The sequence below is a fragment of the Nonomuraea sp. NPDC049725 genome, assembly GCF_040674795.1.
Lineage (GTDB): Bacteria > Actinomycetota > Actinomycetes > Streptosporangiales > Streptosporangiaceae > Nonomuraea > Nonomuraea ceibae.
On sequence record NZ_JBFANJ010000009.1, the window covers coordinates 1 to 12,180 of the forward strand.

Below are 12,180 nucleotides of genomic sequence, written 5' to 3' on the forward strand. Positions count from 1 at the left end.
CACCCGGTTACATTCCGAACCCGGAAGTTAAGCTTCCCTGCGCCGATGGTACTGCACTCGGGAGGGTGTGGGAGAGTAGGTCACCGCCGGACAATTTTTTAGAGAAGGCCCCGACATTCAGTGTCGGGGCCCTCTCTGCGTTTACGATAAGGCTTCCAGGAGACTGGGAGCCTTTTCGTGTTTCAGGGCCGGCTTCTAGTGGTGACGGGCCCGGCGTAACTACCGGCCCGGTCCGTCACCACGTACGGAGTCGGTTGGTCAGGACTGGTTCGTGTCGATGTAGCTGACCGCGTTCTTGCTGACCACTGAGGTCCAGGGGACGATGATGACCGCGCCGTCGCGCTCGTACACTTGGCCCCGGTCGGCCTCGGTGCCGTATTTCAGGGGGAGCGTCGCGAGTTCCTGGGCCTTGCCGGTGGCGGGGTCGAAGCGGACGAGGCGGGGGGCGAGCTCGCGCCAGTCGCCGACTTCCAGAGCCAGGAGTCCTTGTTCGTCGGCGCGGATGAAGGAGAGCGTCGTCTTGCTGGTGCCCGTCGACTGCCAGAGGCGGCGGCCGGTCTTGAGGTCGAAGGCGAGAGCCTTGTTGCGGTAGCCGCCTCCGTCCTTGGGCAGGTGCTCCAGCTTGGTCGCCAGGTAGAGGCGGTCGCCGTGCACCGCGTACGAGCGGCGCTCGTGGCCGCCCCGGACGAGCGCGACGCTGTTGAGCGTGCGCATGTCGGCGCTGCCCGCGTTGAACTCGCTCACCTTGCCCGTCGACGCGTACACCGTGAACACGTCGCCGCTGCGGGCCTTGCGATGGATGACGATCGGCTTCGCCGACAGGACGCCGTTCATCAGTGGGATGTCGCCGATGGGGTATTTGCCGGCGACGCGGCCGGTCGCCGGGTGCAGGACCTGGACGCTGTTGCGCTTGCCGCCATCGCAGTCGAGCAGGACCACCACGCGGTCGGGGGCGGAGTTGGCGTCCTTCAGGTAGCAGCCCTTCCGGGGGGACCAGGTCCAGGCATTGCCGCCGTCGGAGAGCCGGTAGCTGGTGAGCGTGTCGTCGACCTGGACGACGGCCATGTTCGCCGTCGACATGATGGTCGGCACCGTCAGCGATCCGCTCAGGGAGCTCTTCTCGGACGAGATCCCGGTCTTCCAGGTGAGCTTGCCGGTGGCGGCGTCGAGACCGGCGAGCTGGTCGCAGCGGCCGTCGGTCATGTACGCGATGGCGGCGGCGTTCTCGGACAGCTCCGGGGTGGCGCCGCAGAGCTGCTTGCCGGGTGCGGGGAGGTTCCAGGCTTGTTTGCCGGTGTTCAGGGCGTATGCGAGGACGGCGTCCTTCTGGGCTCTGATGACCGTGGTGTCGGTCAGCCAGCTAGCGAATGCCATGCCGGCGGTGAAGTCCATGGTGCCGTGCCCGGCGAGGGGCACCGACCATTCGGGCACCCCGGGCTCGGCCTTCTTCGGTTCCTCGGGCTTCTGGGGGTCGGGGCTGGTCGCGGCCACCGGGTTCGGGGTGCCGGACTGCGTCACGTACCAGGCGATGCCGCCGCCCGTCCCGAGCAGCGCCAGTGCGCTGAAGGTCGCGATGAGGGCGGTCTTGCCCTTGCGCCGAGGCGGTTGCTGGGGCTGGCCGCCCCACGGCCCCTGGCCTCGAGCCGTTCCCGCCTTGCCCCGGAGGTACAGCTGCGCCTGCGGGGCCGAGCCGCGCGGGGCGGTCTCCCGGGCTGCGGGTGGCCGGTACGCGGGCGGACCGCCGTTCGGAGGCACAGGCCCGTACGGGACAGGCTCGTACGGTGCTGGCTTGTACGGAGCAGGCTCGTACGGGGCCGGCTTGTCGGGTGCGGCGCCGTCCGGGGCGGGCTCGTGGGAGGCGGCGACGTACGGGGCGGGCTCGTAGGGGGTCGGTCCCTGTGGGGGCGGGGGCAGAGGCGGTCCGGCGTTGGGCGATGGTGGCGACCCGTACGGGTTCCACGGCTGCGGAGACGGCTGCCCCGGCGGTGGCGGCATCGGCTGACCGAACAGGGGCGGACCGACGTGCCCGGGCGGCATCGGCTGGCCGGACGGCGGCGGGGCGATGTGCCCCGGCGGTGACGGCTGGCCGGGTGGCGGGGGAGGTGGTGTTCCGTGGGGTGGGGGGAAGGGCGGCGGTGGGGACGAGGGGGCGGACCACGGTGTCTGCGGGGGCTCGCCAGGCTGGTCCGGGGGTGACCAGGGGGCGGGCGAGTCCGGGGGCGTGGTGTCGGTGGATGGTGTGGTGTCGGTGGGTGGCCTGGTGCCGGCGGGGGGCGTGGTCCCGGGGTCGCCCAGGACCGGGGGCGAGGCGGCGCCCAGGACCGGGAACGAGGTGGCGTCCAGGACCGGTGGCGAGGTGGCGTCGTCCCCCGGGGGCCCTCCGAAGTCCCCAGCGGGGGTGGGCGGGTTGGTCATGCGGTGTCCCCGATCAGGTGTGCTGCTTCCTGGCGTGGCGGGTGCGCGGCGGGCGTCCGGCCACGGCCCTCGCCCAGGGCGGTGAGCTCCTGGTGACGGGCACCGGGGCAGCCCCGCGCGGCTCACGGCCGACGGCGGCGAGGGCCGGGGGGATGCTATCAGCGGGCTTGGAGCAGGGGTTCGATCCGGTACGGGATCTGGGTGGAGAGGGCGATCGTGGAGTCGGTGCGCTGCACGGCGGGGGAGGTCAGGATGTGCGCGATGATCTCCTGCAGGTGGTCGGTGCTGGTGGCGACCACGCGGCAGAGCAGGTCGTGCTGGCCGCTGGTGCCGTGGGCCTCCAGGATCTGCGGCACGGCGCGCAGCGACTCGACGGCCTCCGCCAGCCGGCCCTGGGCGATCTGCAGCCACACGAACGCCAGGATGGGGTGTCCCGCCTGGGCGGGTGACACGGTGGGGCCGAAGTCCTGGATCACGCCGCGGGCCGTGAGCTTGTCCACCCGGGCCTGTACGGTGCCGCGGGCGACGCCGAGCAGGCGGGCGAGCTCGGTCAGGCCGACACGCGGGTGGGCCCGCATGGTGACGAGCAGTCGGGCGTCGAGATCGTCCACGGCGGCCTCCTCGAAGGCTGTGCGATTCGACTAGAAATACCAGCAAAAGTCGTACGAAATCCAGCGTATCGCGCAGGGAAACTGCGCGCTCTTGCCAGGGATCGGGGGACTTGCTGTCATCTGAGACATGTTCGAGGAAGCACAGTACTTCGCCCCGATCGCTACCCAGGACGACGGCTCGGTGGTGGTCGAGCTGGCCTCGTCGCACCCGGGGTTCGCCGATCCGGTGTATCGGGCGCGGCGCAACGCGATCGCCGGGCTGGCCGTCAACCATCGGCGTGGGGAGCCGATCCCCCTCGCCGAGTACACCGAGCAGGAGCACGAGGTCTGGGCGCTGGTCACCAGGGAACTGGGCGTCAAGCACCGCGCCTACGCCACGGCCGAGTATCTGGCCGGGGTCGAGCGGCTGGGGCTGCCGCGTGAGCGGATCCCGCAGCTCCAGGAGGTGAGCGAGCTGCTCGAACCGCTCACCGGGTTCCGCTACCTGCCGGCGGCCGGGCTGGTGCCGCTGCGTGACTTCTACGGGGTGCTGGCCGACGGGTACTTCCACTCGACGCAGTACATCCGCCACCATTCCGTGCCGTTCTACACGCCGGAGCCGGACGTGGTGCACGAGGTGATCGGGCACGCCAACGCGCTGGCCAGTGACCGTTACGCGGCGCTCTACCGGCTGGCGGGCCAGGCGGCGCGCCGGGTGGAGGGCGAGGAGGCGCTGGAGTTCGTCTCGAAGGTGTTCTGGTTCACGCTGGAGTTCGGCGTGATGCGGGAGGGCGGCGAGCTGCGGGCGTACGGGGCGGGGATTCTGTCCTCGTACGGGGAGATCGAGGAGTTCAGGGGGATGGACATCCGGCCGCTGGACGTGGCGGCCATGGGTACCACCCACTACGACATCACGAAATATCAGGACGTGCTGTTCCAGGCCGACTCGCTCGGGCACCTGGAGGACGTCGTGGGTGACTTCTGGGCGACCTGCGACGACGACTCGATCGCGAAACTGGTCGCCACCAGCTCCTAGCGCGCCAGCCTGACATTTCGTGATAATGCTCGAATGATCGCGGGCCCGGGGCGCGCGTTGTCACGAATCGTCCTGGCGTTCGCCCTGCTGACTCCCCACGCTGTCTCGAGCCTCCCCACCGGCGCCGCCGCCGCGGCGCCCCGGCAGGGCGTGACGCGCGCGGTGACGGGCCCCGGGCGGGCCGCCGAGGCGCTCGGGCCGCCGGTTCCCGCGCCCGGCGGCAGGCGGGCGGCCCGCCGCAAGGAGCCGCGCGTCGACGCCAAGCGCGTCACCGCCCTGCTGGACCGCTTCCTGGCCGGCCGGCCGGGGCCCGTCACCGCGATGGTCAAGGACCTGACCACCGGGAGGCAGTATCGCTATCACCGCGACGAGCGGCTCATCACCGCCAGCACCGCCAAGGTCCAGATCCTCGCCGCGCTGCTGCTGCGCACCCCGTGGAAGAAGCTTCCCGCGCAGGTCAGGTGCGACGCCGACCTGATGATCCGTTACAGCGACAACCACGCCGCCGACCGGCTGTGGCTGCGCATCGGCGGCGCGCCCGGCTTCACCCGGGCGGGACGGAAGCTCGGCCTGCGCCACACGGCGGGCGTGCCCGGCTCGTGCGTCGACCTCTACTGCTGGGGCATCACCCGGACGTCGGCCGAGGACCAGGTCCGGCTCATGCGGGCGCTCGTCGCGGAGCGCAGTGCGCTGCCCGCCGCGGACCGCGAACAGGTGCTCAGGCTCATGGGCGGCGTGATCGACGGGCAGAACTGGGGCATCAGCGCCGCCAGGTGCCGGGGCGACCGCGTGGCGCTGAAGAACGGCTGGCTGAAGCGCGTCTCGACCAAGCGCTGGGCCGTCGTCAGCGCCGGCCTGCTCCGCGCCCGCGGTCACGACTACGCGATCGCGGTGCTCACCGAGGGCAGCCCGGAGGCCGGCTACGGGATCGCGACCGTCGAAGGGGTGACCACGCGGATCATGCGGTCGTTCCGGAAGTGCCGGGCGTGACCAGCCGGTAGCCGACGCCGCGCACGGTCTGGATGAGCCGGTCGTCGTCGTCGCCCAGCCGCGCCCGCAGCCGCTTGACGTGCACCGCGATCGTGTTGGTCGACGTGCTGGCCGCCGCGTGCCACACGTGGCGCATGATCTGCTCGCGGGTGACCGTCCGGTCCGCGTTGCGCATCAGATAGTGCAGCAGCTCGAACTCGCGCAACGGCAGATGCACGACCCGCCCGTCGACCCGTACCTGATAGGCGTGCACGTCCAGCTCCACGCCGCCGACGGCGAGCACCTTGCGCGCCTCCGGGGACGCGGCGTGGATGAACGGCAGCAGCTCCGGCACCCGGTACGGGCGCGCCACGCACGCGGCGGCGCCGGCGGCGAGCGCGCGCACCGCCTGCTCGGCGTGCCCCTCACCGACGCCGAGAAGGACGGGCACGACCCGGGAGCGCCGTACCGCCTGGACGAAGTCGACCGCGTCGATCACCGGGAGGGTCGCCGAGACCAGCACCACGTCCGGCTGCAGCGCGCCTGCCTGGAGCAGCCCCTGGGCGCCGTCGGGGGCGCCCGTGACCGCTACGCCCTCGCGTTCGAGGGCGGCGGCGACATCCTGCACGACCTCGGCATCGGGGTCGGCGATGAGGAGTACGGGTTTCGTCCGCGTATCCCCGTTCACCGTGCTTGCCGCCTGGTCGATCATCAGCCGAAGCGCCCGGTGATGTAGTCCTCGGTGGCCTTTTCGGAGGGGTTGGTGAACATGCGGGAGGTCTCGTCCATCTCGATGACCTTGCCGGGCTTGCCCTGCTCGGCCAGGTTGAAGAACGCGGTGCGGTCGCTCACCCGGGCGGCCTGCTGCATGTTGTGGGTGACGATGACGATCGTGTAGTCGTCCTTGAGCTTGGCCATCAGGTCCTCGATCGCCAGCGTGGAGATCGGGTCGAGGGCCGAGCAGGGCTCGTCCATGAGCAGCACCTGCGGCTTGACCGCGATCGCGCGGGCGATGCACAGCCGCTGCTGCTGACCGCCGGACAGGCCGGCGCCGGGCTTGCTGAGCCGGTCCTTGACCTCGTTCCAGAGGTTGGCGCCCTTGAGCGACTCCTCGACCACGCCGTCCATCTCGGACTTGGAGACGCGGCCGTTGAGGCGCAGGCCGGCGGCCACGTTCTCGTAGATGGACATGGTGGGGAACGGGTTGGGCCGCTGGAAGACCATGCCGATCATGCGGCGCACCGAGACGGGCTCGACCGTGGGGGCGTAGAGGTCCTCGCCGTCGAGCAGCACCTTGCCCTCGACTCGCGCGCCCGGGATGACCTCGTGCATGCGGTTGAGGGTGCGCAGGAACGTCGACTTGCCGCACCCGGACGGGCCGATGAAGGCCGTGATCGAGCGCGGCTCGATGGTCATCGAGACATCCTCGATGGCCTTGTGCCCGCCGTAGTAGGCGTCGAGTCCGGAGACCTGGATTTGCTTGGACATGTCGCGGAGTTCCCCCTATCGGCCCCTGGCGGGCGAGCGCCACCAGGCGATCAGGCGCGCCACCAGGTTGAACAGCATGACGATCAGAATGAGCGTGAGGGCTCCGGTCCAGGCCCGGTCGATGGCGGTGTCGTTGGGACGCGCCGCCTGGTCGAACACGAAGAGGGGGAGCCCCATCTGCGGCCCGCTGAACGGGTCGTTGTTGATGGAGTCGGTGAAGAAGACGGTCAGCAGCAGCGGCGCGGTCTCGCCGGCCACCCGGGCCACGGCCAGCATGACGCCGGTGATGATGCCGGTGAGCGCCGTCGGCAGCACGACCTTGACGATCGTGCGCCACTTGGGCACGCCCAGCGCGTACGAGGCCTCGCGCAGGTCGCCCGGCACCAGGCGGAGCATCTCCTCGGCCGACCGCACCACGGTCGGCATCATCAGGATCGACAGCGCCATCGCGCCCGCGAAACCCGAGTAGGGCATGCCCAGGAACAGGATCCAGAACGCCAGCACGAACAGACCGGCGACCACCGAGGGGATGCCGGTCATGACGTCGACGAAGAAGCTGATGGCCCGGCTGAGCCGGCCGCCGTTGCCGTACTCCACCAGGTAGATGGCGGTCAGCAGGCCGATCGGAACCGAGATCACCGAGGCCAGCAGAACCTGTTCCAGGGTGCCGATGATGGCGTGGTAGGCGCCGCCGCCCGCGTCGCGTGCGCCGATGTTGCGCATCGAGTGGGTGAGGAATTCCATGTCGAAGCGCGCCAGGCCGTTGGAGATCACCAGCCAGAGCACGGAGACGAGCGGCACCACGGCCAGCGCGAACGCCAGATAGACCAGGCCCTGGACGATGCGGTCCTTGACCCGGCGGCCGGTCGAGATGTGCTGGATGGTGGTCATGTGCCGGCCTTCATGAACTCTTTGCGTCGGTTGATGATCATGCGAGCAGCCATGTTGACGAGCAGGGTGATGACGAACAGCACGAGACCGGAGGCGATCAGCGCGCCCCGGCCGATGTCGCCCGCCTCGCCGAAGCCGTTGGCGATGTTGGCGGCGATGCTGTTGCCCTGCGGGGTGAGGATCTGGAAGCTGATGCCGAACGTCGCCGGGAAGATCAGCGCCACCGCGATCGTCTCGCCCATCGCGCGGCCCAGGCCGAGCATCGCGGCGCTGATCACGCCGGGACGGCCGAACGGCAGCACGGCCATCCGGATCATCTCCCAGCGGGTGGCGCCGAGGGCGAGCGCGGCCTCCTCGTTCATCTTGGGAGCCTGGAGGAAGACCTCGCGGGAGATGGCCGCGATGATCGGCAGGATCATGATCGCCAGGACGATGCCGCCCGCGAGCATGGTCTTGCCGCCGATCGCGCCGTCACCGGCGAACAGCGGGAACCAGCCGAACGTGGCGTTCAGCCACTCCGACGGCGTCTTCAGCAGCGGCACCAGGAACGCCACGCCCCACAGGCCGTAGATCACACTCGGCACCGCGGCCAGCAGGTCGATCAGGTAGCCCAGGCCCGCCGCCAGCTTGCGCGGCGCGTAGTGGGAGATGAACAGCGCGACGCCCACCGCGACCGGCGTGGCGATGACCAGCGCGATCGCCGAGCTGAGCACGGTGCCGAACGCGAGCGCGCCGATGCCGAACACCAGGCTGCCGTTGGGGTCCCAGGTCAGCTCCGTGAAGAAGTTGGCCTTGTTGGCGGACAGCGCGGGGATCGCCTCGGCGACGAGGAAGACCGCGATGGCCGCCATGATGCCCAGCAGGACGATGCCCGAACCGGTGGACAGCCAGCGGAACAGGCCCTCACTGGAGGTGCGCCGCGGGGCGGGCCGGCTCGTGGCCGGTCCGCCCTCGCGAATTTCGACTTTGGTCGTCATCGGTGACTAGGAGATGGCCTCGACGGCGGAGCGGACCTTGACCAGCAGGTCGCCCGACAGCGGGGCGTAACCCAGGTCGGTCAGCGCCTTTTGGCCCGCGTCGCTGGCGGTGTAGGTCAGGAAGGCCTTGACCAGCTTGGCGTCCTCGGCGGGCAGGCCCTTCTCGCAGGTGATCTCGTACGTGACCAGGACGATCGGGTAGGCGCCCGGCGTCTTGGTGGCGTAGTCGATCGAGAGCTTGAGGTCGTTGCCGGTGCCGGTGATCTCGGCGGTCTCGACCGTCTTGGCCGCGCTCTCCGGGGTCAGCTCGACGAACTCGCCGCTGCCGTTGGCCACCTTGGCCTTCTGGAGCTCGGAGTTCTCGGCGTAGGAGAGTTCGACGTAACCGATCGCGCCCTCGGTGCCCTTGACGCTGGCGGCGACCTGGTCGGAGCCCTTGGCGCCCTGGCCCTTGGCCTCGGCCGGCCACGCCTTGCCCGGCTCGTACGGCCAGTCGGAGGTGGCCTTGAGGAACTTGGTGAAGTTGTCGCTGGTGCCCGACTCGTCCGAGCGGTGGAACGCCTGGATCGGGGTCGAGGGAAGCTGCGCCTCGGGGTTCTCGGCCTTGATGGCCGGGTCGTCCCACTTGGTGATCTTGCTGTTGAAGATGCCGGCGAGCGTCTTCGGCGACAGCTGCACGCCCTCGACGCCGGGCAGGTTGTAGACCACCGCGACCGGGCCGGTCACCATCGGGATGTTGATGGCCTTGCCGGTCTTGCAGCGCGCGTCGGCCTGGGCGGGCTCGTCCTCCTTCAGCGCCGAGTCGGAACCCGCGAACGCCACCGTGCCGGCGATGAACGCCTGGATGCCGGCGCCCGAACCGCTGGGCTGGTAGTTGACGCTGACCCCGGAGTTGGCGCCCTGGAAGTCCTTCTTCCACTGGTCGATCGCGTTGGCCTGGGCCGAGGAGCCGGCGGCGTTGATCGATCCGCTCAGGCTGCTGTCACCGCTCGCGGCGGAGGTGGCGGCGGCCGAGCTGGTGCTGCCAGCCGGCGAGTTGTTATCTGTGCCGCACGCAGCGAGCGAGAGCGCGCCGACGACGGCGACGGCGGCGAGCCGGCCTGCATACTTCACGATGGGTTCCTCTCCCACTTCGATCCTTAGACGTCCACGAAGCTATGCAGCCAAGGTGACTCGATCCCCTAACGAGGGTGAACGGACGGTGAACACCTCATGATTGAAGACATGACCTCACTGACGTACCGCGTATGTGTCGTATGCATGGGAAACATTTGCCGCTCGCCGATGGCCGAGTCGGTTCTCCGCAAGGTCGTGGCCGATCGCGGCCTGGCCGACCGGGTGATCGTGGAGAGCGCCGGCACCGGCGGCTGGCACGCCGGCGGGCCGATGGACGAGCGGGCCCTGCGCGTCCTGGCCGAGCACGGCTACGACGGCGCGGACCACAGCGCCCGGCAGTTCACCCGTGACTGGTTCGACCGATATGACCTGGTCCTTGCCATGGACCGCGACAACCAGGCGTTCCTGCGCCGGATGGCGCCCGCCGGGGTGGAGGTGCGGCTGTTCCGCTCCTTCGACCCGGCGGCCCCCGACGGCGCCGAGGTCCCCGACCCCTACTACGGCGGCGACGAGGGCTTCGTGGAAGTCCTCGCGCTGGTCGAGGCGGCCGCCGAGGGCGTGGCCGACCACATCGCCGATGAGATCGGCTGAGGACCTCGGCGCGTCCCACGGGTGGCGGCTGCAGCGGGGCGTGCTCGACGACGGGCGCGTGGTCTTCGCCAAGATCGGGGCCGTTTCTCCGGTGTTCACCTCCGAGGCGGCCGGGCTGCGCTGGCTCGGCGAGGCCGTCACGGTCCCCGAGGTGATCGAGGCCGCCGATGACCGGCTCGTGCTGTCGTGGGTGGAGGAGGAGTCGCCCACCGCCGGGGCCGCCGAACGCTTCGGGCGCGACCTGGCCCGCATGCACCGCGCCGGGGCGCCCGCCTTCGGCGCGCCCTGGCCGGGCTTCATCGCCGAGCTGCCCATGGACAACTCGGCCGCGCCCGACTGGCCGTCCTTCTACGCCACCCGCCGCGTCCTGCCGTTCGTACGGCGGGCGCGGCTCGCTTCACGGGACGTTCATCTGATCGAGCGCGCCGTCGAGCGGTTCGGCGAGGTCGCCGGTGCGCCCGAGCCCCCCGCGCGCATCCACGGCGACCTGTGGAGCGGCAACCTGCTGTGGTCGGCGGGCACCGGCGTGCTCGTCGACCCGGCGGCGCACGGCGGGCACCGTGAGACCGATCTGGCCATGCTCGCCCTGTTCGGCGCCCCGTACCTGGACCGGATCCTCGGCGCCTACCGCGAGGAGGCGCCGCTCGCCGACGGCTGGCGGGAGCGGGTGCCGCTGCACCAGCTCCACCCGCTGCTCGTGCACGTCGTGCTGTACGGCGGCGCGTACCGCGACGGGCTGATGGCGGCCGTCAGGAACGTGCTGGCGCTGTGAGGCGGTGGATGACCTCGTCGTGCAGGAGGCCGTTCGTGCACACCAGGCTGCCGCCCTCCATGCCGCGCACGCCCGACACGTCGGTCCAGCGGCCGCCCGCCTCCTCGACGATCACCGTCAGCGCCGCCATGTCCCACGGCGACAGCTCCGGCTCGGCCGACACGTCCACCGAGCCCTCGGCGACCATCATGTGCGACCAGAAGTCCCCGTACGCCCGCGTCCGCCAGCAGGCGCCGCCCAGGTCCAGGAAGTTGTCCAGGCGGCCGATCTTCTCCCAGCCGCCGAAGCTGGAGTAGGAGAACGAGGCGTCCTCCAGCGTCGAGACCTGCGACACGCGCATCCGGCTCGCCTTGGTCAGGCTCTTGCCGGTCCACGCGCCGCCCCCGGCCGCCGCCCACCATCTGCGGCCCAGCGCCGGGGCCGACACCAGGCCGACGACGACCTTGCCGTACTCCATCAGCGCGATCAGCGTCGCCCACACCGGGACGCCGCGCACGTAGTTCTTCGTGCCGTCGATGGGGTCGATGATCCACGACCTGGCGCCCCAGCCGGTCTCGCCGTACTCCTCGCCCACGACCGCGTCACGCGGCCTGGCTCGGCGCAGCGTGCCCCGGATCGCCTCCTCCACGGCCCGGTCGGCGTCGCTGACCGGAGTCAGGTCGGGCTTCGTCTCGACCTTGAGGTCGACCGCCTTGAACCGGCGCATGGTCAGGTCGTCGGCGGCGTCCGCCATGACATGCGCGAGGCGTAGATCGTCGTTGTAACCCTGCACGGACAGCCACGCTACCGTGCCGGGTATGCCGAGCATCAGGCGACGGGCGCGCCTTTTCTGGTAAGTCCCGTTCCAGGCGTGGGTCTTGTGGTTACCGGCCAGTAGGGTAAGAGGTATGTCACTCGACGTCGGCGACCTGCTGCTCCAGACGGTGCCCTTCGCCCGCACCCTCGGCATCACGTTCTCCTCGACCGGCGACGGCCGCGCCACCTGCGTGCTGCCTGACCGGCCGGACCTGCACAACCACATCGGCGGACCGCACGCCGGAGCCATGTTCACGCTCGCCGAGTCGGCGTCCGGCGCCGCCATGCTCTCGGTGTTCGGCGACCAGCTCGACCGGGCAGTCCCGCTCGTCGCCACCTCCGCCGTCCGCTACGTCAAGCTCGCCAAGGGCGAGATCACCGCCGAGGCGCACCTGCGGGCCGAACGCGCGGACGTCGTGGCCCGGCTCGACGCGGGCGAGCGGGCCGAGTTCGGTGTCGAGGTCGACGTGCGCGACGCCGGCGGCACCACCGTCGCCACCCTCACCGTCACCTGGACCCTCCGGCCGAACCGCGCCTGAC

General features: G+C 70.6%; 13 protein-coding genes and 1 rRNA gene. 6 read left to right on the plus strand and 8 right to left on the minus strand.

All coding sequences use genetic code 11. From position 1 onward, the window contains the following. Positions 1 to 92, plus strand: a 5S ribosomal RNA gene (gene rrf / locus AB0J53_RS23385); the annotation flags it as partial. 166 nt (positions 93 to 258) lie between these two features. Here rrf and AB0J53_RS23390 read toward each other — a convergent pair. Both AB0J53_RS23390 and AB0J53_RS23395 read right to left on the minus strand, forming a co-directional pair. Next, on the minus strand, positions 259 to 1,755 hold the full coding sequence (locus AB0J53_RS23390) for a PQQ-binding-like beta-propeller repeat protein (protein WP_364175666.1): 1,497 nt from the start codon (positions 1,753 to 1,755) through the stop codon (positions 259 to 261). 818 nt (positions 1,756 to 2,573) lie between these two features. Next, positions 2,574 to 3,026 (minus strand): Lrp/AsnC family transcriptional regulator, encoded by a 453-nt coding sequence (locus AB0J53_RS23395; protein ID WP_364175669.1) that lies wholly within the window; start codon positions 3,024 to 3,026, stop codon positions 2,574 to 2,576. A 127-nt stretch (positions 3,027 to 3,153) separates the two neighbouring features. Between AB0J53_RS23395 and AB0J53_RS23400 the strand changes: the two genes are divergently transcribed. Together AB0J53_RS23400 and AB0J53_RS23405 are read left to right on the plus strand one after the other, a co-directional pair. After that, on the plus strand, positions 3,154 to 4,041 hold the full coding sequence (locus AB0J53_RS23400) for a phenylalanine 4-monooxygenase (RefSeq protein ID WP_364175672.1): 888 nt from the start codon (positions 3,154 to 3,156) through the stop codon (positions 4,039 to 4,041). 33 nt (positions 4,042 to 4,074) lie between these two features. Continuing rightward, the gene (locus AB0J53_RS23405; protein ID WP_364175675.1) at positions 4,075 to 5,031 is read left to right on the plus strand and encodes a serine hydrolase; all 957 of its coding nucleotides are present in this window, start codon (positions 4,075 to 4,077) and stop codon (positions 5,029 to 5,031) included. Here AB0J53_RS23405 and AB0J53_RS23410 read toward each other — a convergent pair. From AB0J53_RS23410 to pstS, 5 genes are read right to left on the minus strand one after another with little or no spacing between them, the layout of a single operon-like run. Beyond that, entirely contained in the window at positions 5,000 to 5,698 is a 699-nt protein-coding gene (locus AB0J53_RS23410; RefSeq protein WP_364175678.1) for a response regulator transcription factor, read from the minus strand. The two genes, AB0J53_RS23405 and AB0J53_RS23410, sit on opposite strands and share 32 nt — an antisense overlap. Positions 5,699 to 5,721: 23 nt before the next feature. Next, positions 5,722 to 6,498 carry a phosphate ABC transporter ATP-binding protein PstB gene (pstB, locus tag AB0J53_RS23415; protein ID WP_219519817.1) on the minus strand — a complete coding sequence of 259 codons (777 nt, stop codon included), beginning with the start codon at positions 6,496 to 6,498 and terminating at the stop codon, positions 5,722 to 5,724. Between the two features lie 15 nt (positions 6,499 to 6,513). Beyond that, positions 6,514 to 7,389, minus strand: a complete 876-nt coding sequence (pstA, locus tag AB0J53_RS23420; RefSeq protein WP_219519814.1) for a phosphate ABC transporter permease PstA — start codon at positions 7,387 to 7,389, stop codon at positions 6,514 to 6,516. Further along, entirely contained in the window at positions 7,386 to 8,366 is a 981-nt protein-coding gene (gene pstC / locus AB0J53_RS23425; RefSeq protein ID WP_219519810.1) for a phosphate ABC transporter permease subunit PstC, read from the minus strand. The genes pstA and pstC overlap by 4 nt, the downstream gene beginning before the upstream one ends. Positions 8,367 to 8,372: 6 nt before the next feature. Then, complete coding sequence (pstS, locus tag AB0J53_RS23430) at positions 8,373 to 9,479, minus strand: phosphate ABC transporter substrate-binding protein PstS (RefSeq protein ID WP_219519807.1); 1,107 nt, start codon at positions 9,477 to 9,479, stop codon at positions 8,373 to 8,375. A 111-nt stretch (positions 9,480 to 9,590) separates the two neighbouring features. Between pstS and AB0J53_RS23435 the strand changes: the two genes are divergently transcribed. Continuing rightward, complete coding sequence (locus AB0J53_RS23435; RefSeq protein ID WP_364175684.1) at positions 9,591 to 10,073, plus strand: low molecular weight protein-tyrosine-phosphatase; 483 nt, start codon at positions 9,591 to 9,593, stop codon at positions 10,071 to 10,073. Further along, positions 10,060 to 10,845 (plus strand): fructosamine kinase family protein, encoded by a 786-nt coding sequence (locus AB0J53_RS23440; RefSeq protein ID WP_364175687.1) that lies wholly within the window; start codon positions 10,060 to 10,062, stop codon positions 10,843 to 10,845. Before AB0J53_RS23435 ends, AB0J53_RS23440 begins: the two co-directional genes overlap by 14 nt. Here AB0J53_RS23440 and hisN read toward each other — a convergent pair. Further along, positions 10,823 to 11,617, minus strand: coding sequence for a histidinol-phosphatase (gene hisN, locus AB0J53_RS23445; RefSeq protein ID WP_219500813.1), 795 nt, complete (start codon positions 11,615 to 11,617; stop codon positions 10,823 to 10,825). The genes AB0J53_RS23440 and hisN overlap by 23 nt on opposite strands. Before the next feature lie 115 nt (positions 11,618 to 11,732). On the opposite strand from hisN, the gene AB0J53_RS23450 reads away from it, so the two are divergent. Beyond that, positions 11,733 to 12,179, plus strand: a complete 447-nt coding sequence (locus AB0J53_RS23450) for a DUF4442 domain-containing protein (protein ID WP_364175690.1) — start codon at positions 11,733 to 11,735, stop codon at positions 12,177 to 12,179. The last annotated feature ends 1 nt before the right edge of the window (position 12,180 follow it).

Bases quoted from the DNA above. Each gene is read 5' to 3' on its own strand.
- pstC (WP_219519810.1), bottom strand. From the start codon at position 8,366: ATGACGACCAAAGTCGAAATTCGCGAGGGCGGACCGGCCACGAGCCGG.
- AB0J53_RS23440 (WP_364175687.1), top strand. From the start codon at position 10,060: ATGAGATCGGCTGAGGACCTCGGCGCGTCCCACGGGTGGCGGCTGCAG.
- AB0J53_RS23450 (WP_364175690.1), top strand. From the start codon at position 11,733: ATGTCACTCGACGTCGGCGACCTGCTGCTCCAGACGGTGCCCTTCGCC.
- AB0J53_RS23400 (WP_364175672.1), top strand. From the start codon at position 3,154: ATGTTCGAGGAAGCACAGTACTTCGCCCCGATCGCTACCCAGGACGAC.
- pstA (WP_219519814.1), bottom strand. From the start codon at position 7,389: ATGACCACCATCCAGCACATCTCGACCGGCCGCCGGGTCAAGGACCGC.
- AB0J53_RS23435 (WP_364175684.1), top strand. From the start codon at position 9,591: ATGACCTCACTGACGTACCGCGTATGTGTCGTATGCATGGGAAACATT.
- pstB (WP_219519817.1), bottom strand. From the start codon at position 6,498: ATGTCCAAGCAAATCCAGGTCTCCGGACTCGACGCCTACTACGGCGGG.
- AB0J53_RS23405 (WP_364175675.1), top strand. From the start codon at position 4,075: ATGATCGCGGGCCCGGGGCGCGCGTTGTCACGAATCGTCCTGGCGTTC.